The sequence below is a fragment of the Pseudomonas sp. R4-34-07 genome, from assembly GCF_003852375.1.
In the GTDB taxonomy this organism is placed as follows: Bacteria; Pseudomonadota; Gammaproteobacteria; order Pseudomonadales; family Pseudomonadaceae; genus Aquipseudomonas.
Map to the genome: position 1 here is coordinate 2,353,032 of NZ_CP027760.1, position 25,536 is coordinate 2,378,567.

The 25,536-nt window shown below is 61.0% G+C and carries 20 protein-coding genes; 9 read left to right on the forward strand and 11 right to left on the reverse strand.

From position 1 onward, the window contains the following. Window positions 1–17 precede the first annotated feature (17 nt). The 3 genes from C4J85_RS10920 to C4J85_RS10930 all read right to left on the reverse strand — a co-directional run bounded on the left by C4J85_RS10920 (window position 18) and on the right by C4J85_RS10930 (window position 2,880). Complete coding sequence (locus C4J85_RS10920; protein WP_124409570.1) at window positions 18–959, reverse strand: sugar kinase; 942 nt, start codon at window positions 957–959, stop codon at window positions 18–20. Beyond that, a complete protein-coding gene (locus tag C4J85_RS10925; protein ID WP_124409571.1) occupies window positions 952–1,734 on the reverse strand; it encodes a sugar phosphate isomerase/epimerase in 783 nt (260 codons plus the stop codon). The genes C4J85_RS10920 and C4J85_RS10925 overlap by 8 nt, the downstream gene beginning before the upstream one ends. Before the next feature lie 90 nt (window positions 1,735–1,824). Then, on the reverse strand, window positions 1,825–2,880 hold the full coding sequence (locus C4J85_RS10930) for a LacI family DNA-binding transcriptional regulator (RefSeq protein WP_124366653.1): 1,056 nt from the start codon (window positions 2,878–2,880) through the stop codon (window positions 1,825–1,827). Between the two features lie 231 nt (window positions 2,881–3,111). Here C4J85_RS10930 and C4J85_RS10935 point away from each other — a divergent pair, with 231 nt between their 5' ends. From C4J85_RS10935 to C4J85_RS10945, 3 genes are all read left to right on the forward strand, one after another. After that, on the forward strand, window positions 3,112–5,121 hold the full coding sequence (locus tag C4J85_RS10935; RefSeq protein WP_124409572.1) for a hypothetical protein: 2,010 nt from the start codon (window positions 3,112–3,114) through the stop codon (window positions 5,119–5,121). Window positions 5,122–5,311: 190 nt separating this feature from the next. Continuing rightward, window positions 5,312–7,294: a hypothetical protein gene (locus C4J85_RS10940; RefSeq protein ID WP_124409573.1), complete on the forward strand. Its 1,983-nt coding sequence runs from the start codon at window positions 5,312–5,314 to the stop codon at window positions 7,292–7,294. 210 nt (window positions 7,295–7,504) lie between these two features. Further along, window positions 7,505–9,778, forward strand: a complete 2,274-nt coding sequence (locus C4J85_RS10945; protein WP_124409574.1) for an autotransporter outer membrane beta-barrel domain-containing protein — start codon at window positions 7,505–7,507, stop codon at window positions 9,776–9,778. Between the two features lie 54 nt (window positions 9,779–9,832). Here C4J85_RS10945 and C4J85_RS10950 read toward each other — a convergent pair whose 3' ends face one another. The 5 genes from C4J85_RS10950 to C4J85_RS10970 all read right to left on the reverse strand — a co-directional run bounded on the left by C4J85_RS10950 (window position 9,833) and on the right by C4J85_RS10970 (window position 16,471). Then, the gene (locus C4J85_RS10950; RefSeq protein WP_124362410.1) at window positions 9,833–10,420 is read right to left on the reverse strand and encodes a LysE family translocator; all 588 of its coding nucleotides are present in this window, start codon (window positions 10,418–10,420) and stop codon (window positions 9,833–9,835) included. Between the two features lie 54 nt (window positions 10,421–10,474). Then, window positions 10,475–11,314 carry an AraC family transcriptional regulator gene (locus C4J85_RS10955; protein ID WP_124409575.1) on the reverse strand — a complete coding sequence of 280 codons (840 nt, stop codon included), beginning with the start codon at window positions 11,312–11,314 and terminating at the stop codon, window positions 10,475–10,477. 72 nt (window positions 11,315–11,386) lie between these two features. Then, a complete protein-coding gene (locus tag C4J85_RS10960; protein ID WP_124362412.1) occupies window positions 11,387–12,028 on the reverse strand; it encodes a DUF1345 domain-containing protein in 642 nt (213 codons plus the stop codon). 195 nt (window positions 12,029–12,223) lie between these two features. Beyond that, window positions 12,224–15,322, reverse strand: coding sequence for an efflux RND transporter permease subunit (locus tag C4J85_RS10965; protein WP_124409576.1), 3,099 nt, complete (start codon window positions 15,320–15,322; stop codon window positions 12,224–12,226). A 6-nt stretch (window positions 15,323–15,328) separates the two neighbouring features. Further along, window positions 15,329–16,471 carry an efflux RND transporter periplasmic adaptor subunit gene (locus tag C4J85_RS10970; protein ID WP_124409577.1) on the reverse strand — a complete coding sequence of 381 codons (1,143 nt, stop codon included), beginning with the start codon at window positions 16,469–16,471 and terminating at the stop codon, window positions 15,329–15,331. A gap of 288 nt (window positions 16,472–16,759) precedes the next feature. Here C4J85_RS10970 and C4J85_RS10975 point away from each other — a divergent pair, with 288 nt between their 5' ends. The 4 genes from C4J85_RS10975 to C4J85_RS10990 all read left to right on the forward strand — a co-directional run bounded on the left by C4J85_RS10975 (window position 16,760) and on the right by C4J85_RS10990 (window position 20,481). Then, entirely contained in the window at window positions 16,760–17,461 is a 702-nt protein-coding gene (locus C4J85_RS10975) for a response regulator transcription factor (protein ID WP_124362415.1), read from the forward strand. A 3-nt stretch (window positions 17,462–17,464) separates the two neighbouring features. Beyond that, the gene (locus C4J85_RS10980; RefSeq protein ID WP_124409578.1) at window positions 17,465–18,781 is read left to right on the forward strand and encodes an ATP-binding protein; all 1,317 of its coding nucleotides are present in this window, start codon (window positions 17,465–17,467) and stop codon (window positions 18,779–18,781) included. A gap of 52 nt (window positions 18,782–18,833) precedes the next feature. Further along, window positions 18,834–19,613, forward strand: a complete 780-nt coding sequence (locus tag C4J85_RS10985; protein ID WP_124409579.1) for a class I SAM-dependent methyltransferase — start codon at window positions 18,834–18,836, stop codon at window positions 19,611–19,613. Between the two features lie 82 nt (window positions 19,614–19,695). Further along, window positions 19,696–20,481, forward strand: a complete 786-nt coding sequence (locus C4J85_RS10990; protein WP_124362418.1) for a sulfite exporter TauE/SafE family protein — start codon at window positions 19,696–19,698, stop codon at window positions 20,479–20,481. Window positions 20,482–21,333: 852 nt separating this feature from the next. Here the strand turns inward: C4J85_RS10990 and C4J85_RS10995 are convergent. Beyond that, entirely contained in the window at window positions 21,334–22,572 is a 1,239-nt protein-coding gene (locus tag C4J85_RS10995; protein ID WP_124409580.1) for an acyl-CoA dehydrogenase family protein, read from the reverse strand. 267 nt (window positions 22,573–22,839) lie between these two features. Here C4J85_RS10995 and sfnG point away from each other — a divergent pair, with 267 nt between their 5' ends. Further along, on the forward strand, window positions 22,840–23,925 hold the full coding sequence (gene sfnG, locus C4J85_RS11000; protein ID WP_124409581.1) for a dimethylsulfone monooxygenase SfnG: 1,086 nt from the start codon (window positions 22,840–22,842) through the stop codon (window positions 23,923–23,925). Between the two features lie 3 nt (window positions 23,926–23,928). On the opposite strand, the gene map is transcribed toward sfnG, so the two are convergent. Both map and C4J85_RS11010 read right to left on the reverse strand, forming a co-directional pair. Beyond that, the gene (gene map, locus C4J85_RS11005; RefSeq protein ID WP_124409582.1) at window positions 23,929–24,684 is read right to left on the reverse strand and encodes a type I methionyl aminopeptidase; all 756 of its coding nucleotides are present in this window, start codon (window positions 24,682–24,684) and stop codon (window positions 23,929–23,931) included. Then, entirely contained in the window at window positions 24,681–24,884 is a 204-nt protein-coding gene (locus C4J85_RS11010; protein ID WP_124362422.1) for a ParD-like family protein, read from the reverse strand. Before C4J85_RS11010 ends, map begins: the two co-directional genes overlap by 4 nt. A gap of 358 nt (window positions 24,885–25,242) precedes the next feature. Between C4J85_RS11010 and C4J85_RS11015 the strand changes: the two genes are divergently transcribed. Then, on the forward strand, window positions 25,243–25,509 hold the full coding sequence (locus C4J85_RS11015; protein ID WP_124366667.1) for a DUF1652 domain-containing protein: 267 nt from the start codon (window positions 25,243–25,245) through the stop codon (window positions 25,507–25,509). Window positions 25,510–25,536: the final 27 nt, after the last annotated feature.

Consider the following 25,536-nt stretch of genomic DNA (forward strand, 5'->3'; position numbering starts at 1 on the left):
GGAGATTGGGTAATGGGTCAAGCAACGGATCGGCTGGGTAATTCGGCGCGGGTGGGCAGCCCTTCCATGTCGCCGCGGCTCTGTACGGCGCGGCTGCCGATCCAGTTGCCGCGTTGTACCGCCTCGGGAAAGCTGGCGTTTTCCAGCAGGGCGCTGATCATGCCCACGGCAAAACCATCGCCGGCGCCCACGGTGTCGACCACCTTGTCCACGCGCACGGCGGCGACAAAGCCCTGGTCCATCTGGGTGCGGTAATACGCGCCATCGGGCCCGAGTTTGATTGCCACCGCTTCGGCGCCCAGGTCGAGGTAGAACCCGGCAATATCCGCCGGGTCATCGAAGCCGGTAAGCAGCTGGCCTTCGCCCAGGCCTGGCAATACCCAGTCAGCCAGGCCGGCCAGGGCGTTGATTTCGCGGATCATCTGCGCCTGGCTGGCCCACAGGGATGGACGCAGGTTCGGATCGAAGGACACGCTGCGCCCGGCCTTGCGCATCTGTGTCATCAACTCCACGGACAATTCGCGGGTGGCCTCGGACAACGCCGGCACAATCCCGGTGGCATGCAGGTGACGGGCTTGCAACAGAGCCGGGCTGATGGCGGCAATCGACAGATGGCTGGCCGCCGAACCTTTGCGGAAGTACTCCACCTGAGGATCGGCGCCAGCTTCTTCGCGGGACTTGAGCTGGAAACCGGTGGGGTGCAGCGGGTCGATGGCTACGTGGCTACAGTCCAGGCCTTCGTTGACCAGGGTGTCGACCACGAAGCGCCCGAGGGAGTCGTTACCCACCCGGCTCAACCACGCGACATTGAAACCCAGGCGCGACAGGCCAATCGCGACATTGCTGTCGGCCCCGGCAATGCGCTTGTGAAACTGGCCGACCTGGGCCAGGTCGCCGGTCTGCTCGGCGACGAACATCGCCATGGTCTCGCCAAACGACAGGATATCGATCTCAGACATGGGCATTCTCCACGCGGGGTTGGCCAAGGCGGGCGAGGGTGGCGACCTGTTGCGCAGTGACCTGGATCAGGTCGTCGCCCTGCAGCGGAAATTCCACCGCCCGGGTAATACCTTGGGTCATGTGCGTGAGCAGTTGTTCCCACAGATGCAGGTCGGTGGCGCCAGGCGGCTGGGCTACCAGCTTGCCGTCCGGGCGACGGGCCACGGCCTTGCAGTGCAAGTAGTCCACGTGCCGGCCCAGCAGGCGCGCGGCGGTGAGCGCGGATTGGTCCTGCCATTGCCAGTTGCCGATGTCGAAGGTCATCCTGACCGGCAGGCCCAGGCGGTCGACCTCGGTGAAAAACCGTTGCATCGGCTCGATCCGCCCACCGTGCAGGGTCTGGTCATTTTCTACCAGCAGCTTGACCGCGTGGCGATTGAGCAGGGCGTGCAGGCTTTCGAGGTCGTTGGTGTCGGTGAAGTAACCCAGGGACACTTTCAGCCAGCGCGAGCCGAAGGCCTGGGCGCGGTCCAGGGTCGCGGCCAAGTCTGCATTGGGCTGGGCTCGGCCGGCAACCCAGAGTTCCAGGGGCGAGGAAAACACCGATTCCAGGCCTTGCTCGGCGGCGGCCTGGGCCAGGGTGCCAGGCGGTTCGGTGGTCAGCAGTTCTTCACGCCATTCGATGCGTTGGGCACCGGCGGCGTGCAGCAGCGCGACAAAACTCAATTGGCCCTGCTGGCGGACCAGCTCGGCGCCGTAGCTGGAAAGGCTGATAGAGACGGGATATTCATGCATTGTTGTTTACCTCTGAAACCGGTTTCATTTTTATGCGCAGAACAACATGTGGGAGGGGGCTTGCCCCCGATAGCGTTGGGTCAGCTACAGCTAAGCTGACTGATATACCGCAATCGGGGGCAAGCCCCCTCCCACAGGGATTTGGGTGGAGCCTCGGATGATCAGTTGGGGCAAAAAATCCAGGGTACGCGTCGGGGCTGTATCACCGCGCAAGCGCTTGAGCAGGCAGTCGAACGCACTGGCACCAATCGCCTCGGTCGGCTGGGCGAGCGCTGTGATGCCACTGCCCACCAGCGGATACCAGTCGAGGTCATCCAGGGCAATCAGGCCGATATCGTTGAACAGATGGCAGCCCAACGCCTTGAGCGCACGGGTGCACGCCAGCGCCGCCACGCCGTTGGCGCAGAACAGCGCTTTGCGCGCGGGTTTGGCCAGGAAGATGCGCAGGTGATTTTCCAGCGCGTCGTTCAACTCGAGTACGGCGCCGTTCATGTCCGGGCGGTTGGCGACTTCAGTTTTGAAACTGTGCAGGCGTTCGAGCCGTGAACTGGTGCCGTCGGTCGCCTCGCTCACCAGCAGCACCTCGCGATAACCCTGCTGCTCAAGGTGCTCCAGCGCCATACGCACCGCCGCCGGGTTGTCCAGCCCCACCAGGTCGCTGTGCAGCGGCTCGACCTTGCGGTCCACCAGCACCAGGGGCATTTCCCGTTGCAGTTCCAGCAGTTGGTCGAGGTGATGGCCGAGGGTGTTCACGATCAGCCCTTCGATGTTGTACGAACGCAGCGCCGCCAGGTGCTGGCGCTCTTGTTCGTCATCGCGGTCGGTGTTGCATACCACCAGGCTATAGCCATGCTGGCGGCAGGCGGTTTCGACGCCGTGCATCACGGCAATGGAATAGGGGTTGCGGATATCGGCCACCAGCATGCCGATCAGGCGCGTGCGCCCACGTTTGAGTCCACGGGCCATCTGGTTGGGGCGGTAACCAAGTTCATCGATGGCTTGCTCGATGCGCAGGGCGATGGCATCGGAGAGCAGGGCGCGGTCATCGCCGATAAAACGCGACACGCTGGCCTTGGACACACCAGCGCGCTCGGCGACATCAAGCATGGTCACGCGGCTGCGCTGGGCGGCGGAAAATGAAGTCACGGTGGCGGGCCTTTCTTATTGGAATAGAAAATTTGGGGTCAGGCTGAAACCGGTTTCAGAAGACACCATGTCAGCAAACGCGTCAAGAGTTGTACGAAAAAATTGCCGGCAGCCCGAGCCTTAATAACCGACGAATGGCAAGGAAAACCTGTCAAGTCTGACAGTAGTCGCACTCCCCAATCAGGTGCCTAATCGTGCTCAACAGGCGGCCTTCGAATAGGAGCATGCACCATGGACACGCCCGGTAACGGACCATTGCCCACCCTCCGTAAACAGCGCAATGGCGTGCTGATGCTGGACCCCTTCGCAGAGATCGTCGGCGTACCGGTATCAGACCCGGACGGGCTCATCGTCAGCCCTTACAACGCAATGCCATTGGAGTGCTGTATCAAAAAATGGGCACCGGGGCCAACGCTGGGCCGTACCAATACGCTCCAATTGATCTGGAAGGTGGGCGGCGTTGAGCGAGTCGCTGACTTCGTCGTTTTTGACGAAATATCTTTTGCCGCAGCGACCTTTCCTTACTCCCTGTACGTGCCAGCACACTACATGATGGATTTCGACGCAGTCATCGAGTTGCGGTATCGGGTTGTAGAAGAGGGCAGCCCGGATGTGGATTCACCTCCCCGAATGCTGAGGCTGGACCGCAATCCTCCGGTGTTTGTTTCACCTTCCGATCATCCCGAGTTTGTCGATTCTGACATTGCCTCGTCTGGCATTACCGAAAGCGTTCTTGCCAATTACGAATTCATAGAGATCAAAGTGCCGAAATTCCTAGTGCGAGAGCGAGATGATCAGGTTGCCCTGTATTTGTCGGATGAAACGCCGCCGTTTCCTATGATTTATGACTATATCCAGACGTTTCACTTCATTGACGAACCCCTGGTGCTCAGGGTTCATCGCGACCTGTTCCGCGCGCTGCCCAACGGCAGGGCTTATATGACGGTGCGTGCCTACGACAGGGCGGGAAACTACAGCCCCCTGAGTGCTTCGATGGATTTTATGGTCAACCTGATTCCGTCTCCCGGTAGATTGCCACCTCCCGAAATCCGGCCGCCGGCCTACTACGATCTGCTGCTCAAGCGCGATGATGCCCGCGCCGGCATCGCGGTCGTTATTCCGACGCAATACGACGGATACGCCCCAGGCGACGCCGTGGTGGTCCTCTGGCACGGGCGACCGGTTGCGGAAACGCCGATCACTGGTTTTCCATTTACCGTGACTGTCCCCTGGTCAATTTTGCGTATACCGGGCCCGCTAATGCGTGAGTCGGTACCTGTGCAATACGAAATACGTCGAGCGGGCCGGCCCCCTTTTCCATCACCGGTACGTTCGTTCGAGACAGACTTCACGATTGCAGGCCAGGACCATGCCAATGCCCCCGCGTTGCTTAACGCTTCACTGACCAAGGTGCAGGTGTTCGGCAATGGGTCGGGGTTGTTCAATGAGCTGGATTTGCGCGACCGAATCGCTGGTGCCAGTGTATGGGTGCGACTTTATATGGACCCGCAACCGGGCCAAGTGCTTTCACTGTACTGGGGCAATAGAGGGCCGGTGGCCTATTACACGGTCCAGCCAGGCGATGTCTATGATCAATTAATCAGGTTTGTGCCGGATGTATCCGGCAGCCTTGTTGTGGAAGAGGGCAATCACCCTGGACTGCCGGTTCATTACACCACCAGCAACGGCGTGAATGAACAACTGGCCCCAGACACGTTGGTCAATGTTCACGTTGACCCCTTGATCGATTTTCCCGACCCGGAAATAAAGCACACGTTGCATGGGAGTGTTCCTTATCTGACCTGTGCCTCACGCCCTGCGATCTGTCACGGGGTTCGGTGGAAAGTGCCTGTTGTGGCACCGATGGACGTTGGCGATGTCATCTATTTTTTTTGGCAGGGGTTCAGGGCTAACAACTGGTCGGACCCTATCCTCGGCACCGAGTTTGAAGGCAGCTTAACGTTGATATCCGAACATTTTATTAATGGGGCCGAGATAGTCGTGTTGCCTTGGGAGACTAAAATTGAGCCGATGCGTAACTTTGCGTCCGCGACAGCAAAATATTTCGTCTATCGAAATGGCGCGTTGTTGGGCAAGTCCAGTGAGGGGCCGAAAGGGCGCGTACGTATAGATCGAAAGTCACCTGGCGGCGATTACCCCTGCCAGCCTGGAGACCCCGGCTTTTGCGATGGTACGGACTTGCAATGGTTGCCTGCAGCGGTGGATGACACGCGCGAGTGAGTGGTCGGCCACAACAGTATAAAGCGGAATGATTCGACGCTATGCCAACGGCTGTTCGGGTGTTGTATGGCATGTTTCATTGCTGGTTCTCAATACGTTAAGCATGCGCTGGGTTATCCGTATTACAGGCTCGCCTCAAGGCGGCGAGTATTTCAACACGGGTGCATATAACTACGGTGAGTGACTTGATATGAAAAAGAAACTAGGCCCTTTCGCCATTCAAAAGAGCAAACTGGCAGACCCTGTACCCATTTCGCTGCCTGCGGCAGTGCCGCGCGGGTATGTTGATAACACCCTTTATCCTGGTTTGCTGACCCGCGCTGCGGTGGATCAGGATCTACTGCTGGACATTCCAGCGTGGTTACCTGTCCCGTCCCCGGCGGATCCTGCCACTCGAGATAATTATATTGATGACACGGGTAACTTCGAGTCCGGCTATATTGGCCAAGACGTGCATCGTACGGCAGGACCGTATGTGGCCCGGATAGCTGAGATTGAACTAACTGAAGGCACTCACTCGTACAGTTATAAGGTGACCAATACCTTCGGCACTAATATCTCGGGTTCCAATACGGTCACGTTTATTGTCGATCGAACCGGGCCCTACCAGACTGCCGGTATTGCTCCGCGACCGTTGTCGATGCCTGTCGGGCATTCCGGGCCGCTGGATGCCAAATATTTTGCCGATAACGGCAATGAGGCAAGATTTCCAATTCCCAATTATGACGCCTTTGATGCACAGCTGGGAGACACATGGGAGTTGCTGGAGGGGCCTTTCGGAGATGTCGTTGCATCAGGCCCGGTGTTTCCCGATGAAGTCGTGGTACTCACCCTGGATCAAGCGAAGAAGTGGGAAGGCGCTCGAAGCCTTTATTACCGGTTACGCGACGCTTCCGGCAACCCCAGCATTCTGCCTTCGCTCGGGTTATCGGTGGTCATTGCCATCATGCCTGCTCCGGTCCTTCAGACGCCGGGCGTCAGGTTGGCATTGAGCCTTACGGGGGTCGGCGATCGCCTGATCGACCGGATGGATGCGGCTGCAGCGTCGGGAATGGATGTGATTATCCCCAACTATGTCCCGGATCGCAGTAAAGACAACCTTTACGTGCGCCTGACCACGTTGCACGGTAATCAGCAGGTCGGTCCCATCCCGCTGGGATCCACTGCGCTTCCTTATAATTTCCCGGTGGATTACCCGGTACTGCGCATCTTATATGGTTCGAGCAACGGGCCTATCGCATTGACGGTAGAATATGCCGTTGAGCGTGGCGGTGTGTTCACTTGGGTGCTCACGGCTGCGGTGATCGAGCTATACCTGTTCGCGCCCGGCCCGGTCAACCCTGCCGAGCCTGACTTGAACAACCCCAATCTGCCCGCGCCTGTATTGACGGGGCCCGTCTCGGCATTGCCGAATGCGCTGGACCCACGTGACGCGCAGCAGGACGCGCCGGTCGCGGTGACTTTGTGGAGTGCCGCGCCCTTGCCTTCAGCCGGACCCTTCACAATTGAACTGTATTATGGGGGCGAGCGGGTTGACAGTGTTGCGGTTGATAACACTACGGCGAACCCGGGTGATGTCATTCCTATGCATGTGCCATGGCCATTCATTTCCAGGCAAGGCAACGGCGTTGGGATTCCATTGCAGTATCGAATCGTCACGACGACTAGCATCAACGCCAACTATTCATTGGTGCAAGGTATTGATGTCTCGGCCAATGTCATTACATTCCAGCAGCCTTCGGTGGTCGGTGCCATCACCACACCAACCGGGCAGGTCATCATCGGCTGCTCTGCGGTTCCACAGCCAAGTGATACCCTGATGGTTTTCGTACCGCCCCATCCTCTCATTACTGAGGGAATGGTCATTCCTTTAGAGTGGATGGCATTCAGCGATGACGCAGGACTGACGCCAATTTCCGCGGCTTCGGATACGTTTACTCACACGGTCAATAGCAGCGAAGTGGTTACAGGTTTCAGAGTTGCTGTCAGACCGGGTAGTACATTCATCAAACCTATCAACGCGGCGAGCCTTTCTGCCGGCTCCGTACGTATCAAGTATTTGGTACCCATTGCAGGTCCCAGTCCGGTGAGCTCTATCGAAACACTAGCCTTGGTGCGTACGTATCTGTCGGGCTCAACGCCAACCTATTGCGACGGAACCACCTGGGCTTAACAGGTTGGGCTTGAAGAGGACCTGCAATGGGTCTTCTTCAAGCCTGCGTTGCTCGACGCTGCGATTTTGGCTGCTTTGGTTAGGACAAGTCCTACATACCCCTTCCTCCCTATTTCTTAATCTGCGCTCCGTCACGGCCTGCCCCTGCCTTGCTTGGTGCCGGTCAATTCGTTCCCTGATGGGAAGGTTCTTCACGGGTATGCGCGCAAAATGAGAATGAATGCTTTTTTTAGAAAACACCCTTTGGCCATTGCCATCCAGGCACCCGCCATGGGGTTCCTGATACTCGGTACTTCGGTTGCCGAGGCTCGACAGGAAGTGTCTCAAGGGCAGGAACGCACGATTGGGGCGGGCTATTACGTCGACAACTGGTATGTCACGGGGGACTCTCACCTGATTTCTAACGGGGCCACCTTGCGTCAATCCCAAGTGGTCGGATCGAGGATGACGCTGAATGAAGGCACCATTGCACAAGAAATCCAGGCGTCCGGTGGCTCGAAAATCACCTTGAATGGCGCGACAGTTCAAGCGCGTAGTTCTTCTCCCTATGCGATTCATTTGACCGGTAGCACCGCAGACATCAACAACAGCACGGTCACCAACCAAGGCGGTGTAGGGATCAGTGCGGGCCGCAATTTTCTGACGTCGAACGGCTCGACCGTAAATGTGTCCGGCAGCACCGTTACGGGCACCACCATGGGCGCGATTGCTTCGGCGTTCAGCCAATTGAACTTCATCAATTCGGACGTGATTGCGACGGATGAAACCGGCGTGGGCGTCCGGCTGCTGGGTGCCGGTGCGACAGCCAGCGGCAGTCGCATCGTCGGCGGCCAGAATGGCGTGGAGCTGCGCTACGAGGCGAGCGACAAGAACTCAAGCAGCCTGGTGCTGGACGGTTCCCATGTCGAGGGTCGTAACGGCGCGGCACTGTTGGTGATGGGGGATGAGTATGGTGCGACTGATGCCGACATCAAGGTCCTCAATGGTTCTACCTTGACCGGCGACAACGGCAATATCCTGGAAGTGACCGGTGGTTCCACCGCGAACATGAACGTGGATAACAGCTCACTGTTCGGCGACGTGGTGGTGGAAGAGGGCAGTCATGCCAAGGTGCAACTCAACAACGGAGCCTGGCTGACCGGCCAGTTGAAAAACGTCGCCGAGTTGAGTGTGAACGAAGCGTCCAACTGGGTGCTGGTCGGCGACAGCAATGTCGACGCCTTGAAGATGGGCGGCGGTGCTGTGACCTTCGGCGGGCCAAATGAGTTCTACCAGTTGGATGTGAAGAGCCTGGACGGTAACGGCACCTTCGTCATGCACACCGACTTTTCCACCAACCAGACCGACTTCCTCAACGTGCAGGGCAAGGCCGAAGGTAACCACAGCCTGCTGTTGGCGGCCACCGGGTCCGAACTGGCCAAGGGCGAGCCGATCAAGGTGGTGCACACCGAAGGCGGTGATGCGCAGTTCGCCCTGGCGGGCGGCACCGTTGATATTGGCGCCTATGATTACGGCTTGAAGAAAGAAGGTACCGACTGGCTGCTCGACCCCTCTCGTCGCGGCACCAGTACTACCGCCCACTCGGTGCTGGCCTTGTTCAACAGCGCGCCGACCGTGCTGTATGGCGAGATGAGCATCCTGCGTACGCGCATGGGCGAATTGCGCTTCAGCGAAGGCGCGGGCAACGGTATGTGGATGCGCAGCTACGGCAACAAATTCAATGTGGCGGCCAACAAGAACGGTGCGGGCTATACGCAAAACCAGAAGGGCTTCACCATCGGTGCCGACGCGCCGTTGTCCGGAGGGGACGGCCAGTGGATCGCCGGTATGATGGCCGGTCACAGCGTCTCCGACCTGAGCCTGAACCGTGGCAGCAGCGGCGAGGTCAAGAGCTACTATGTGGGCGGTTATGCCACCTGGCTGGACGCTGAAAGCGGTCTGTACTTCGACGGTGTGGCCAAGCTCAACCGGTTGCACACCGACAACAATGTGACCATGAGCGATGGCAAGAAAGCCAAAGGCAACTACGCGCAAAACGCCGTGGGTGCCTCGGCTGAGTTCGGTCGCCATATCAAGCTGGACGACGGCTTTTTCGTCGAGCCTTATGGGCAGTTGTCGGCCACCATCACCCAGGCGCAAAGCTACGACCTGACCAATGGGTTGCACGCCAAGGGTGATCGTTCCAGTTCGGTGGTCGGGAAGCTGGGTGTGACGGCGGGCAAGAACATCCAACTGGAGAGCGGCGGTATCCTGCAGCCTTACTTGCGTACTGCGGTCGCCCACGAGTTTGACCAGAGCAACAAGGTGTTCATCAACGACCAGAGCTTCAACAACGACCTGTCCGGCTCGCGCATCGAGCTGGCGGCCGGTGTAGCCATGGCCGTATCGGAGAACGTCAAGCTGCATGCCGACTTCGAAACCAGCCAGGGCAAGAAGATCGACCAGCCTTGGGGCGTCAACTTCGGCGTGCGGTACGACTTCTGAAGTTGTCGTTCGATTGAACAGGGGGAAGCTACGGCTTCCCCCTTTTTTTTACATTCAGATCACTACACTCAGCCAGGTCGAACCCAGCAGAAGCAGGGCCATACAGCGGTTGAAGCGTTGCATGGCACTTGGCGAACGCAGGAACTGGCTTGAGCCCGCACCCAGCACGGCCCAGGTTGCCAGGCATGGCAAAGAAATCAGGAAAAAAACCATCGACAGGGTCATTACCTGGCTCTGGCGTTCGGCACCATTACCCGCAAATACACTGACCACTGCCAGCGCCATCATCCAGGTCTTGGGGTTGATCAATTGCAGGCTGGCGGCACCGCTGAAACCCAGTCGCTTTTGCGCTGACTGTACGTCCAAGGCCTCCACTGGCGCGCTGAAAATCTGCCAGGCGAGATAGCTCAGCCAGGCCACGCCGGCCCACTGCATCGCACTTTGTACCTTGGGCAAATGCACCAGTGACTGGCCCACACCGGAGCCCACCAACAGCACAATGCCTGCTGCACCCAGGCAGGCGCCGAGGATGATCGGCAGTGCGGCCTTAAAGCCATACCGCGCGCTGTTACTCAGCACCAGGATATTGGTAGGACCCGGGGTGATGGAGGCGACAAAGGCAAACAGGATAAACGGCAACATGGCGGGCGACCCCCAATAATCAATTGATGGAGTCGATCTTCACAGGCCTGAACGCTACCTGTCTGGAACATTTGAGCAACGCTTGCGGTACGCGGCGGGCGTGAGGCCGTAGGCGCGCACGAACCAGCGGCCCAGGTGACTCTGATCGGCAAAACCCAGGGCCATCGCCACATCCGCCGGTTGCTCGCCCTTGCCCAGCAAATGCCGAGCGCGAGCCAGGCGCAGTTGCACCAGATAGGCGTGAGGCGGCAGGCCGAACGCGCTCTTGAAGGCGCGACTGAGGCGGAAGCGGTCGACACCGCAGGCCAGAGCCAGTTCGTCCATGCCGATGTCTGCGTGCAGATGGGCATGCAGGTATTCCCTGGCCTTGTGCGCCACCTGCGGCAATCGCGGGTCCTCGCGGTAGCGGATGCGCCAGTAGAGGTGGCCGGTGAGGCGCTCCAGCAATTGGTCCATGGCGCGTTGCCGCACAATGCGCAGCTCGCCGCTGTGCAAGGTTTGAAAGGCCTGGCTGGTGGCCAGGGCCAGGCGCGGATCGCCGGTCAAGGTGCTGGCGAAACTCAACTGGCTGTCCAGCGGCGCCTCTTCGAACACTGCGCTCACTTCACGCGCCAACCAGTGCGGGTCGAGGTACAGCATGTGATAGGTGAAGCCGTCCGGGGTGGGCGCGTCGCCGTCGTGCAACTCACCGGGTTCCACCAGGAACACTTGGCCCGGTACGCTGTTGTGGCGCGTGCGGCGGCAGTTGAATTGCTGTACGCCTTGCTCGGTGACGCCGATCAGGTAGCTGTCGTGCCAGTGGGGATCGTAGGCGTGGCCCTCGAAATGCGCGCGCAGGGTCTCGATGCCGGTGTCGGCGTCCTGGGACAGATCGATCCAATTGTGCGCGGCCATACAACACCGAGGGTGAATGTGTATCGCCATTAGCGCCCAAGGGCGGCCAGGCGTCTAGAAGGTTTGTGCAACTCAGCCAAACAGGCCTGCGGCGATATTGATCGAAAACCCCAGAATCGCCGTGTTGAACAGAAAACCGATCAACGATTGCCCCAGCACCACCTTGCGCAAGCCACGGGTGGCGACGCCCACATCGGACGTCTGCACCGCCACGCCGATGGTGAAGGAGAAATACAGGAAGTCCCAATAGTTGGGCGTGAGCAAGCCTTCGGCAAAACGCAGCGCCGGCTCCTTGCCGTTCCAGGTGTAATAGAGCCTGGCGTAGTGCACGCTGAAAATCACCCCGATCAACAGCCATGAACCGATCACCGTCAAGCCGGTGAAGCCGTAGTGCAACAGACGTTCGGTGGGCGCCAGGTCTTTGCTGCCGACCAGTTCGAAGGTGATGGTGGCCAGGCTGGCGATGGCGGCGATGCACACCGTGAACAGCACCAGGCCGGCGTTTTCGTCCTCGACCTCGGCGATGCGCTTGACGTCCTCTGCCTTGGCACGGCTGGTCAGCCACAGCATCAGCACCAGGTAGGTCCAGACCCCGGCGTTCCAGCCGATCAAAATTTTGCTGGCCAGCGTATCGGCGGGTACCAGGATGCCCACGGCGAGGCCGAGCACGGCGGCGGCTGAGAGGCGAGGGTGGGTGCGGGCGAGGAAGGGCATGGCGACTCACAATAGGCAGTAGTGAGCACCATAGCTTATTCGGTTGTACTTGATCATGAACTTGATCGATAACCCCTGTAGGAGCGAGCTTGCTCGCGAAAAACGTCCAGCCAACGCGTTCTGTCTGAATAAACGCGCAGGCCCTGAGTTCTTCGCGAGCAAGGGCTAGCCGCCCGCCTCGCTCCTACAAAAAGCTTAATCTGCCGTGTGACGCTTGCGCACCAGTTTCATCACCACCACAAAGAACACCGGCACGAACACCACCGCCAATGTCGCGGTGATCATCCCGCCGATCACCCCCGTACCAATCGCCTGCTGGCTCGCCGAGCTGGCACCGGTGGCAATCGCCAGCGGCACCACGCCAAGGATGAACGCCAGCGATGTCATGATGATCGGGCGCAGGCGCAGCCGCGCCGCCTTCAAGGTGGCGTCGATCAGATCTTCACCCTGCTCGTACAGGTCCTTGGCGAACTCGATGATCAGAATCGCGTTCTTCGCCGACAAACCGATGATGGTGATCAAGCCGACCTTGAAGAACACATCGTTGGGCATGCCGCGCAGGCTCACGGCCACCACCGCGCCGAGCACGCCCAGGGGCACCACCAACAACACGGAGGTCGGGATCGACCAGCTCTCATACAAGGCCGCCAGGCACAGGAACACGATCAACAGCGACAGGCCCAGCAACAACGGCGCCTGGGAGCCGGACAAACGTTCCTGCAACGACAACCCCGTCCATTCCTGGCCCAGGCCCGCCGGCAACTGGCTGACCAGGCGCTGGATTTCGTCCATCGCCTCGCCGGTACTGTGGCCCGGCGCCGCTTCGCCGCTGATGGCGATGGCCGGGTAGCCGTTGTAGCGGGTCAATTGCGTCGGGCCCTGGGTCCATTTGGCTTCGACAAAGGCAGACAACGGCACCATCTTCCCGGCGTTGTTGCGCACGTTGATCTTCATCAAGTCCGCCACCTGGCTGCGCTGGTCGCCTTCAGCCTGCACCACCACACGCTGCATGCGGCCCTGGTTGGGGAAGTCGTTGATGTAGGCCGAACCGATGGCCGACGACAGCACATTGCCCACATCGGCGAACGATACTCCCAGCGCATTGGCCTGCTTGCGGTCCACTTCCAGCTGCACCTGCGGCGCTTCGGCCAGGGCGCTTTCGCGCACGTTGGCCAGCACCGGACTTTTCCCGGCAGCTTCCAGCAGCTCGGTGCGCGCAGCCATCAGCCCCGCATGGCCGACGCCGCCACGGTCCTGCAGACGGAACTCGAAGCCGCTGGAGGTGCCCAGGCCGTCTACCGGCGGCGGCAGGATCGCATAGGCGATCGCATCCTTGAGCCCGCTGAAGGCCATGTTGGCGCGGTCGGCAATCGACGCCGCGGAGTCATCGCTGCCGCGCTCAGACCAGTCCTTGAGCGTGGTGAACGCCAGCGCCGCGTTCTGCCCGGAACCGGAGAAACTGAAACCCATGATCATGGTGGTATCGCCCACCCCCGGCTCGCTGGCGTTGTGCGCCTCGATCTGCTCGGCCACCTGCACCGTGCGGTTTTTGCTGGCGCCCGGTGGCAGCTGGATATCGGTGATGGTGTAGCCCTGGTCTTCCACCGGCAGGAATGAGGAGGGCAGGCGACTGAACAGCAGCCCCAGGCCCACCAGCAATACCAGGTAGATCAGCAGGTAACGGCCGCTGCGCTTGAGCGCATAGGCCACCCAGCCTTCGTAGCGGTCGGTGAGCTGTTCAAAGCGTTTATTGAACCAGCCGAAAAAACCACCCCTGGCATGGTGCTCGCCCTGGGCAATCGGCTTGAGCAAGGTGGCGCACAGCGCTGGCGTCAAGGTCAGGGCCAGAAAGGCCGAGAACAGGATCGAGGTGGCCATCGACAACGAGAACTGCTGGTAGATCACCCCCACCGAGCCTGGCATGAACGCCATCGGCAGGAAGACCGCGACCAGCACCAGGGTGATACCGACAATGGCGCCGGTGATCTGGCCCATGGCCTTTTTCGTCGCCTCCTTGGGCGACAGGCCTTCAGTGGCCATGATCCGTTCGACGTTCTCCACCACCACAATCGCATCGTCCACCAGGATGCCGATCGCCAGCACCATGCCGAACATGGTCAGCACGTTGATCGAAAAACCCAGCAACAGCATGGTGGCAAAGGTGCCCATCAACGCAATCGGCACCACCAGCGTAGGGATCAGGGTGTAGCGCACGTTCTGCAGGAACAGGAACATCACCGCGAACACCAGCGCCATTGCCTCGAGCAAGGTGTAGACCACCTTGGTGATCGAGACTTTGACGAACGGCGAGGTGTCGTAGGGGATCTTGTATTCCACGTTGGCCGGGAAATAGCGCGACAGTTCGTCCATCTTCGCCCGCACCAGGGTCGCGGTGTTCAGCGCGTTGGCCCCCGGCGCCAGCTGCACGCTGACGGCGGTGGACGGTTTGCCGTTCAGGCGCGTGGAGAACTGGTATTCCTGGCTGCCGACTTCGACCCGCGCCACATCGCCGATGCGTACGGTGGAGCCGTCAGGGTTGGCCTTGAGCACGATGTCGGCGAACTCCGCCGGCGTCGACAGTTGGCCCTTGACCAGAATGGCGGCGGTGATTTCCTGGGTGTTAGTGCCCGGCAAGTCGCCGATGCTGCCCGCCGACACCTGGGCATTCTGCGCGCTGACGGCGGCATTCACGTCGGCCGGGGTGAGGTTGAAACCGATCAGCTTCTGCGGAGCGATCCAGATACGCATGGCACGCTCGGCGCCATACAGCTGGGCCTTGCCCACACCGTCCAGGCGCTTGAGCTCGTTCATCACGTTGCGCGCCAGATAATCGCTGAGCGCCACGTCATCGAGCTTGCCGTCGCTGGATGTCAGCGTGACCAGCAGCAGGAAGCCGGCCGAGACTTTCTCCACCTGCAAGCCTTGTTGCGTCACTGCTTGCGGCAGGCGCGGCTCCACCGCCTTCAAGCGGTTCTGCACATCCACCTGGGCCATTTCCGGGTTGGTGCCCGGCTGGAACGTGGCGGTAATGGTCGCCGAACCGAGGCTGCTCTGGGACTCGAAATACAGCAAATGATCGGCGCCGTTGAGCTCCTGCTCGATCAGGCTGACCACGCTTTCGTCCAGGGTCTGGGCCGAAGCGCCAGGGTACACCGCGTAGATTTCTACCTTTGGCGGCGCGACGTTGGGGTATTGGGCCACCGGCAATTGCGGGATCGCCAGGAAGCCGGCCAGCAAGATGAACAGGGCCACCACCCAGGCGAAAATCGGGCGGTCGATAAAGAACTGCGGCATGGCGGGTTATTCCTTTACGAGCGGGCTGTCGTCCACTTCAACTTTTTCACCGGGGCGCGCGTGTTGCAGGCCCTCGACGACAATGCGGTCACCGGGCTTGAGGCCGCTGCTGACCACCCAGCGATCGTCGATCACTGCGCCCAACTCCACCGGCTGCTGGCGCACGCTTTGCTCGCCGTCCAACAACAGCACCATGGGGATGCCGGCGCTGTCGCGGGTGATGGCGCGCTGCGGCACGCTGAGGCCTTGCTGGTCGACGGCTTGTTCCAGGCGCACCCGCACGAAGCTGCCGGGCAGCAGGTCGAGGTCCGGGTTGGGAAATTCGCTGCGCAGGATGATCTGCCCGGTGCCCGGGTCGACGCTGATCTCGGCGAACAGCAGCTTACCCGGCAACGGGTACAGGCTGCCGTCATCCTGGATCAGGCTGGCCTTGGCCTGGTCCTGGCCGACCTGCTGCAAGCGACCGGCGCGAAACGCGCGGCGCAGGTCATTCAGCTCGCGGGTCGACTGAGTGAGGTCGGCATGGATCGGGTCCAGTTGCTGGATGATCGCCAGCGGCGTGGCTTCGTTCTGGCCGACCAGGGCGCCTTCCGTCACCAGCGCACGGCCGATGCGCCCGGAAATCGGTGCAGTCACCGTGGCGTAACCCAGGTTCAACCGGGCCCGCTCGACGGCGGCCTTGTTGGCGGCGACCTCGGCGTTGGTCTGGCGCAGGGCGGCGCGGGCGTTGTCGTATTCCTGGCCGCTGATGGCGTTGCCTTCCACCAACTGGCTGTAGCGCTGCTCTTGCAGGCGCGCCTGGAACGCATTGGCCTCGGCTTTGCTCAGGTTGGCCTGGGCGCTGTCAAGGTCGGCCTTGAACGGGGCTGGGTCGATGCGAAACAGCACGTCGCCCTGTTTCACGTCACGGCCTTCGTTGAAGGCCCGTTGCATCACCACCCCGGCCACCCGTGCGCGCACCTCGGCCATACGCGGCGCAGCGATACGCCCGCTCAATTCGCTGGTGATGGACAGGGGCTTGGCCTGCAGCGTCTCGATGCGCACTTTGGCCAGCGGCGCGTGCGGCGCCTCGGCTGTGGAGTTGTCACACGCGCTCAGCGCCAGGGTGAGCGCCAACAGGCAAAACGGCGCAAACAGATTCTTCGACATGCTCTTATCCCAATATTGACTGGCGCATCCTAAGGTCACCTGCGCCGTGGTGCTGTGAAGCTGTGTAGTGCGTCTGTGAAGAAATGTAAGGGCCGGGGCGCTTGGCCTCGGGGGCGTATATCCTTGCACAACCTCGCTGACAACAAAGACCAAATGTGGGAGGGGGCTTGCTCCCGATGGCGGTGTGTCAGTCACAGATGTATTACTGACACTCCCTCATCGGGAGCAAGCCCCCTCCCACATGGGGTTTGCGTACGACTTATCATTGTATTTTCTGGAAACACCTTCATGCCCAACATCCTGCTGGTGGAAGACGACGCCGCGCTCTCCGAGCTGATTGCCAGCTACCTGGAACGCAATGGCTACCACGTCAGCGTGCTCAGCCGTGGCGACCAGGTGCGCGAACGCGCGCGCCTGAACCCGCCGGACCTGGTCATTCTCGACCTGATGCTGCCCGGCCTCGACGGCCTGCAGGTCTGCCGCCTGCTGCGCGCCGACTCGGCGGGCCTGCCGATCCTGATGCTCACCGCCCGTGACGACAGTCACGACCAGGTGCTGGGCCTGGAAATGGGCGCCGACGATTATGTGACCAAACCCTGCGAGCCACGGGTGCTGCTCGCCCGTGTGCGCACCTTGCTGCGCCGCAGCAGCCTGTCGGAACCCCAGGTGGCCAGCGACCGTATCATCATGGGCAATCTATGCATCGACCTGTGCGAGCGTACCGTGACCTGGCGCGAGCAGGCGGTGGAGCTGTCCAGCGGCGAGTACAACCTGCTGGTGGTGCTGGCGCGACATGCCGGTGAAGTGCTCAGCCGCGACCAGATCCTGCAACGCCTGCGCGGTATCGAATTCAATGGCACCGACCGTTCGGTGGACGTGGCCATCTCCAAGCTGCGCCGCAAGTTCGACGACCACGCCGGCGAAGCGCGCAAGATCAAGACCGTGTGGGGCAAGGGCTACCTGTTCAGCCGTTCCGAGTGGGAATGCTGAGCCATGTTTCGAGTCCTGCTGCGCCTCTACCTGATCACTATCGTCACCTACAGCGCGGCGATCTACTTGATCCCCTCCCTGGTGATCCAGCTGTTCGAACACCGTTACATGAACTACAACATCGAGCAGACCCGCGGCCAGCAGAAGCTGATCGTCAAGCAATACGTGCGCGCACCGGTGGAGCGCTGGTCACAGGTCACCGAGCAGCTGGGCCGCGATTTTGCGCCGTTGAAGGTGCAATTGCTGCTGCGCCAGGATGCGCGCTATACCCCGGCGGAAGAAAAACTGCTGGAACAGGGCAAATCGGTGGTGCGCCTGGGGGAGTGGGGCTGGATGGAGGAAATCAGCTCGCCGATCAACGAGCAATTCGTGGTCAAACTGACGGTACCGCCCGATCCATTGGACATGAACGTGCTGTATTGGGCGATCAACGTGCTGATCGTCGCGGCGCTGCTCGCCTGCCTGCTGGTGTGGCTGCGCCCGCACTGGCGCGACCTGGAGCGCTTGAAAAGCACCGCTGCGCAATTGGGGCGGGGCAACCTGGCCGAGCGCACGCTGATTCCCGCCAGCTCCAGCATCGGCAGCCTCGCCTCGGTGTTCGATACCATGGCCGACGACATCGAACACCTGCTCAATCAGCAGCGCGACCTGCTCAACGCGGTGTCCCATGAACTGCGCACGCCGCTGACCCGCCTGGATTTCGGCCTGGCCCTGGCGCTGGCAGAGGACTTGCCTGCGGCCAGCCGGGAGCGCTTGCAAAGCCTGGTGGCGCATATTCGTGAACTGGATGAGCTGGTGCTGGAGTTGCTTTCCTACAGCCGCCTGCAAAACCCGGCGCAGGAGCCGGAGCGCGTGGAGGTGGTGCTCGACGAATTCATCGACAGCGTATTGGGCAGTGTCGACGATGAACTGGAGAACCCCGAGATCGTTATCGACGTGGCGCTCGACTGCGCCGTGGAGCGCTTCAGCCTCGACCCGCGCCTGACCGCCCGTGCCCTGCAGAACCTGTTGCGCAACGCCACGCGTTACTGCGACACGCGCATCCAGGTCGGCGTCAGGGTCTGCCCCAACGGCTGTGAAATCTTCGTGGAGGATGATGGCATCGGCATTCCGCCGGACCAGCGCGAGCGCATCTTCGAACCGTTCTACCGTCTGGACCGTAGCCGCGACCGCGCCACCGGTGGTTTCGGCCTGGGCCTGGCCATCAGCCGGCGGGCCCTGCAAGCCCAAGGCGGCAGCTTGACCGCCGAGGCTTCACCCTTGGGCGGCGCGCGGTTTCGTGTGTGGTTGCCTGCCGTCGATCCAGCGATTAGAAAATAACTGCGAGACGGCGCACACTGTGGCCCCCGCTTTACCCGAAGAGAGATTGGCAATGACTGGTGTCCACGCGTCCGCTCAGCAAGGTTTCTCTACCCAGGCCCGTACTTACGCGCAAGGCCGCCCGGGCTACCCGCGACAACTCACCGGCTGGCTGGCCGACGCGCTGGGCATCGATGCCCACTCGACCGTGATCGACCTGGGGGCCGGCACCGGCAAGTTCACGCGCCTGCTCAGCAGCCTGGCGCCGACGCTGATCGCCGTCGAACCGGTGATGGAAATGGGCGCCCAGTTGGTCAAGCTGCTGCCGGGCGTACGGCTGGTCAATGGCACGGCCGAGTCCATGCCTTTGGCGTCCGCGAGCGCCGATGCGGTGGTCTGCGCCCAGGCCTTCCACTGGTTTTCCAGTGAGGCGGCGCTGGCGCAGATCCACCGTGTACTCAAACCCGAAGGGCGTTTGGGGCTGGTGTGGAATGTGCGCGATGAGTCGGTGGACTGGATCGCTGCCATCACGGCCATCATTACCCCCTACGAGGGCGACACCCCGCGTTTTCATAACGGACGTTGGCGCGAGGCCTTCACCGGTGAGTATTTTTCCGCCCCTGAACTGACCTGCTTTGCCTATCACCATGTCGGCAGCCCGAAGGAAGTGATCATGGACCGCATCCTGTCGGTCAGCTTTATCGCCGCATTGCCTCCTGCAGAAAAAGCCGGCGTCACGGCGCAATTGCAGCAACTGATCGACACCCATCCCGCCTTGAAGGGCCGTGACACCGTGGCCTTTGCGTATCAGACCCAAGCGTATGCCTGCCGGCGATTAGCAGGAAAGGCATAAAGTCAGATCATATTGATATAAGTGGTTATAAGAAAAATCGCTATCCTGCCGCCAGAATTTTATAAGGCCGCAGGTAGCTGTAATGGATGTGGGTAATGTGGGTTTCGTGGTTGCCGGCCTGATCGTAGGATTTATCGTGGGCATGACCGGCGTGGGTGGCGGCTCGCTGATGACGCCGATCCTGTTGTGGTTCGGCATCAACCCGGCCACCGCCGTTGGCACGGACCTGTTGTATGCCGCCATTACCAAATCCGGTGGTGTGCTGGTGCACAGCAAGAACCGGAACATCGACTGGACCATCACCGGCTGGCTGACCCTGGGCAGTGTGCCTGCGGTGCTGCTGACCCTGTGGTTCCTCGCCAGCCTGCACACCGACCCCAGCGCCATGAACGCGGTGATCAAACAGGCACTGGGTGTGGTGTTGCTGCTGACGGCCCTGGCGATCCTGTTCAAGCAACGCTTGCTGGCGTTCGCCCAGCGCCATGCCGGTGACGACTATCACATGCGCCCGCGCAACCTGAATGCGCTCACCGTAGTAACGGGTGTCGTCCTTGGCACCATGGTGGCGCTGACCTCCATCGGTGCCGGCGCGCTGGGTACCGTGGCACTGTTCATCCTGTACCCGTTCCTCGCCACGCGCCGCCTGGTGGGCACCGAGATCGCCCATGCCGTGCCGCTGACCCTGGTGGCGGGCCTGGGCCATGCGAGCATGGGCAATATGGACTGGCACCTGCTGGGCTTTTTGCTGATGGGCTCGCTGCCGGGCATTTACCTGGGCAGCCACATGACCGGCAGGATCCCGGACGCGGTGCTGCGTCCGTGCCTGGCGGTGATGTTGATGGCGGTGGGCTACAAACTCGCGTTCTAAGAGGGGCGCGGTCCCGCGACAGTTCGGGAGCCGAAGCCTCTCTGACTGAAGCCCCGCGTTCCAAATGTGGGAGGGGGCTTGCCCTAATGCCAGTCAGTTAAGCGTACACCGCCGTCTGTAGGAGCGAGCTTGCTCGCGAAAAACGTCAACGATAACGCGTGCTTTCTGAATGAACGCGGTGCCTGTGAGTTTTTCGCGAGCAAGGGCTAGCCGCCCGCCTCGTTCCTACAAAAAGCCTTAACTGACTGGCATTAGGGCTTGCCCCCGATGAGCATACGTATCTACACAACTGTGTAGCAGCAGCCTACGCTAACCACGATGCGAAGCGAGCCGCTCTTGATCTTGCTTTTGATCTAGGCGCCCCGTTAAACCACGCTGGCCGGAATTCGATAGTGATTTGGGGGGTAAACCGGCAGGGATGCCGGTTTAGCCGCCCCGCGCCATGGATGGCGCGTGGCGGCGGCCCCCCAAATCGCTGTCGGATTACGGGCACACCGAGCCTAAGCGAGGTGCCGAGTGGTGGGGCAAGAGCGTTTTGCTTACTTTTGCGCTTTTCAAAAGTGAGCCGCCGTAAGGGCGGAACCCATAGCAGCCGTTACCGCAGCAACGGATATGTACTCGCTCTGATCCAACATCCTGGTCGGCTGTCAGGCCGCCATCGGGAGCAAGCCCCCTCCCACATTTAGGTCGCGGAGCATCAGTTAGAGAGGCTTCGGCTCCCGAGCCGTCACAGGTTCAGGCCACGCCAAAAGTTGTGTAGATACCTATGCCCCGATGAGGGGATGTCAGCAACACATCCATGACTGACCCACCGCTATCGGAAGCAAGCCCCTCCCACATATGGAACCGGCCTCAGGCCTTGGCCGGGCCGTTGCCGATTTGCCAGACAAACGGCGGCTCAGTGCCGTTGATCACCCAGTCACCGACGATCCGCGCCTTGTAGATCAGCGGATTATGCGACGCCACCGTCCGCGCATTGCGCCAGTGCCGGTCCAGGGCCTTGCCTTGGCGCACATCCGAGGCTCCCAACGCGTTGAACAGTTGGCTGGTGGCACGCTGGATCAGCTCCGAGACCACCACCTGGGCCGTCGCCGATTCGATCTCGGCCGCCACGTTGGCCTCGCGCTCGGCCACCTCATCCCCACCGAAACGTGCCAGATAAGCCCGTTGCGCCGGCAGCGCGGCCTTCAACGCACTGGCCTGGGCGGCGTAAACCAGCGCGGCGACTTCGCCGACCACCTGTTGAACCTGCGCGTCCTGGCTGACGTGCGGGGCATTGCCGTGGCTGTAGATGCGCTTGCGGCTGCGTACCTGCTGGGCCACGTCGTTGAGCGCGGCGCGGCCGATGCCGGCCAGGGTGGCCAGCAACACCAGTTGATAGAACGCGGTCTGGTATTTGAAGCGCTCGGCAAAGTCGATCACGTTGTGCGCTTCGACCACCGCATCGGTAAAGCGCGTGGTGCCGCTGCCGGTGGTGCGCTGGCCAAAGCCGTCCCAGTCATCGCTTTGCACCACGCCTGGCTGGCGCGTGCGGGTGGCGGCGATCACGTCGCCGCCGGTGTCGCTGCGCCGGGCGTACACGTCGATCCAGTCGGAAAACAGGCTGCCGGTGCTGTAGAACTTTTCGCCGTTGAGTACCCAGTCGTCACCGTTGGGGCTGACCTGGGTCACCACATCGCCAATTGCGACAGCGCCGATTTCTGTCCAGGCGCAGCCGACGAGGTCGCCGTCGACAAAACGCTTGAACCACAGGTCGCGCCCCGCGCCCGGCGGCGCGTTCAGGCGGTCTTCGGCAAACGCGAAATGCCCGCGCAGGGCCTGGGGCACGTTGGAGTCGGCGGCGGCGAGTTCGATCAGCAGTTCAAACAGCTGCGGCAGGGATGCACCGCCACCGCCATATTCCACCGGCACTCGCACCGCGCCGAAGCCGGCTTCCTTCAACCAGCGGATCGGCTCATGGGGCAGGGTGCGGCTGTGCTCGCGTTCAACCGCGCCGTCGGCGATGCGCTGGAAAATAGGGCGGAAACGTTCGGCCAGGGTGGTGTAGTCGACGCCGATGGACAGCGGGTTGATGACGTGTTGCTCGGTCATGGGGGTGGGCTCCTGGGCAGTGATCAAGTCCCAGGGTGGTTGCACACTCCGTGCCGGGCGCGCGGGCCCGTGTTTACGGCGCGGGGACGCCCGCCACTGTTGCTCCAGCAACAGCATTTGGACAAAGCGCAGCGATCCATGACAGTCGCGGCACGCCGTGCAAACCTGGGTTTTGCGCCGCAACCCGCACGGCCACGGCGTTTAACCGTGACTGGCACACTTGCTGCTCAAGCCCTGGGTACATCCCTGTGTGCGAGGAACTGTTCAATGAGTCAGCAAGCCGTGAAATTTGCCTATTGGGTGCCCAACGTCAGCGGTGGGTTGGTGGTCAGCAAGATCGAACAACGTACCCACTGGGGCATCGACTACAACCGTAAACTGGCGCAACTGGCCGAAGCCGCCGGCTTCGAATATGGCCTGACCCAGATCCGCTTCACCGCCGGCTACGGCGCCGAAAACCAGCACGAGTCGGTGGCCTTCAGCCACGCGCTGCTGGCGGCGACCACCACCCTCAAGGTGATTGCGGCGATCCTGCCGGGTCCGTGGCAACCGGCGCTGGCGGCCAAGCAACTGGCAACCATCGACCAGCTCACCAACGGGCGTATCGCGGTGAATATCGTCAGTGGCTGGTTCAAGGGCGAGTTCCAGGCGATCGGTGAACCCTGGCTGGAACACGATGAGCGCTATCGCCGCTCCGAAGAATTCATCCGCGCCTTGAAAGGCATCTGGACCCAGGACGATTTCACCTTCAAGGGCGACTTCTATCGCTTCAACAACTACACCCTCAAGCCCAAGCCGCTGGGCCAGCCCGAGGTGTTCCAGGGCGGCAGTTCGCGGGCGGCGCGGGACATGGCCGCACGGGTGTCGGACTGGTACTTCACCAACGGTAATACCCCGGAAGGCATCAAGGCCCAGGTCGATGACATCCGCGCCAAGGCGGCGGCGAATAACCATTCGGTCAAAGTCGGCGTCAACGCCTTCGTGATCGCCCGCGACACCGAGGAAGAAGCGCGTGCCGTGCTCGCCGAGATCATCGATAAAGCCGACCCGGAAGCGGTCAACGCCTTCGGTGACGCGGCCAGACAAGCCGGCAAGGCATCGCCGGAAGGCGAGGGCAACTGGGCCAAGTCCAGCTTTGAAGACCTGGTGCAGTACAACGACGGCTTCAAGACCAACCTGATCGGCACACCGCAGCAGATCGCCGAGCGCATCGTGGCGCTCAAGGCGGTGGGCGTGGACCTGGTGCTGGCCGGTTTCCTGCATTTCCAGGAAGAGGTGGAGTACTTCGGTAAACGCGTGTTGCCGCTGGTGCGTGAGCTGGAGGCCAAGGCCGCGATCAAGCAGGTGGCTTGAGGTTCAAGCGCTCGCTTGCAGCGTCAATACTTCGAACCCATCGGCCGTCACCGCTACCGTGTGTTCCCATTGCGCCGAGAGGCTGTTGTCTTTGGTCACCACCGTCCAGCCATCCTTGAGGCTGCGCACCTTCGCGCTGCCCTGGTTGAGCATCGGTTCAATGGTGAACACCATGCCTTCGCGCAGCTCCAGCCCGGTGCCGGGGCGGCCGAAGTGCAGGATTTGCGGCTCTTCGTGCATTTCCTGGCCAATGCCGTGGCCGCAGTATTCACGCACCACGCTGTAGCCATTGGTGTGCGCATGGTGCTGGATCGCATGGCCAATATCACCCAGGCGGGCGCCGGGCCGCACCTGGCGGATGCCCGCCCACATGGCCTCGAAGGTCATCTCCACCAGGCGCTGCGCCTTGGGTGAGACATTACCGATCATGTACATCTTGCTGGAGTCGGCGATAAAGCCACCTTTTTCCAGGGTGATGTCGATATTGATGATGTCGCCATCCTTGAGCAATTGCGTGGCGCTGGGCATGCCGTGACACACCACTTCGTTGATCGAGGTATTGATGCAGAAGGGGTAGTCATATTGCCCGAGACTGGCCGGGCGGGCTTTGAGCTCCTGGCGGATGAAGGTTTCGACGGCGCTGTCCAGCTCCAGAGTGGAGCGGCCGGCGACGACAAAGGTGTCGAGCATGCTGAACACCTGGGCCAGCAGGCGCCCGGCTTCGCGCATGACCACCAGCTGCTGTGGCGTCTTGATCATTGGCTGCGCCCTCGGATCAGGTCGGGTTTGTCCAGCAACAGCTTGTTGATCAGCTCGTTGTAGGGCAGGTGGGGATTGAGTTCAGCCAGTAGGCCGATCTTGATCCAGAACTCGGCTTGAGCGTTGATGGAGCGGTCCATCGCGGCGCTGGCCAGGCGCAGCTGTTCGTGCAGTTGGTCGGTGATCTTGACGATGCCCATAAGCTTCACTGTGTTGGGTTGATATACAAAGCGTATATGTTTCGTATGGTTTGCGTAAGTCCCTCTCGACCCAACGACGACAGATGAATTGGTTGCCATATGTTGCTGGAAAAACCGGCCTGCGCACGCGTCCTGTGGGTTAAACGTTTAATCGAAGTGGTTCGCCGAGGATGCAGACAGTCAGATTTTTCATATATAAGCGCCGTCAGCGCTTATGAAGAATGGTTACAACAGCAGGAGATTTTGCCGAGTAGGCTTATTTCTGTAGGCGTCTTCCAGGGCCGGCAAGACGTGGCAGGCAAGTGCCTGCCGGATACTCATAAAACCATTGGCAGTCTCAACAAAGGAGAGGTTAGCCATGCTTTCGGAACTAGAGCTTCGCAGCATTATTGAAGGAAGTTTCCTGCCTAAGCGGTGTGAATGCACCAAAGCCGAAGACGCTTCACTGACGATCCGGGTGTACGACGACCGCGACCGTGATCGAGTGGACTTGGAGGTCAAGGGTATAAACGCCGACAAACTCGACAGCAGCCGCGCCATTTGCAACCTGATCGCTGAACTGCGTGAAGACCTCAAGCACAGCCACACGCCTGTCCTGCAACGAGCAGGAGGGCGCAGATTTTAAGGGTGTGCTTCGTTCAACGCTGACCTG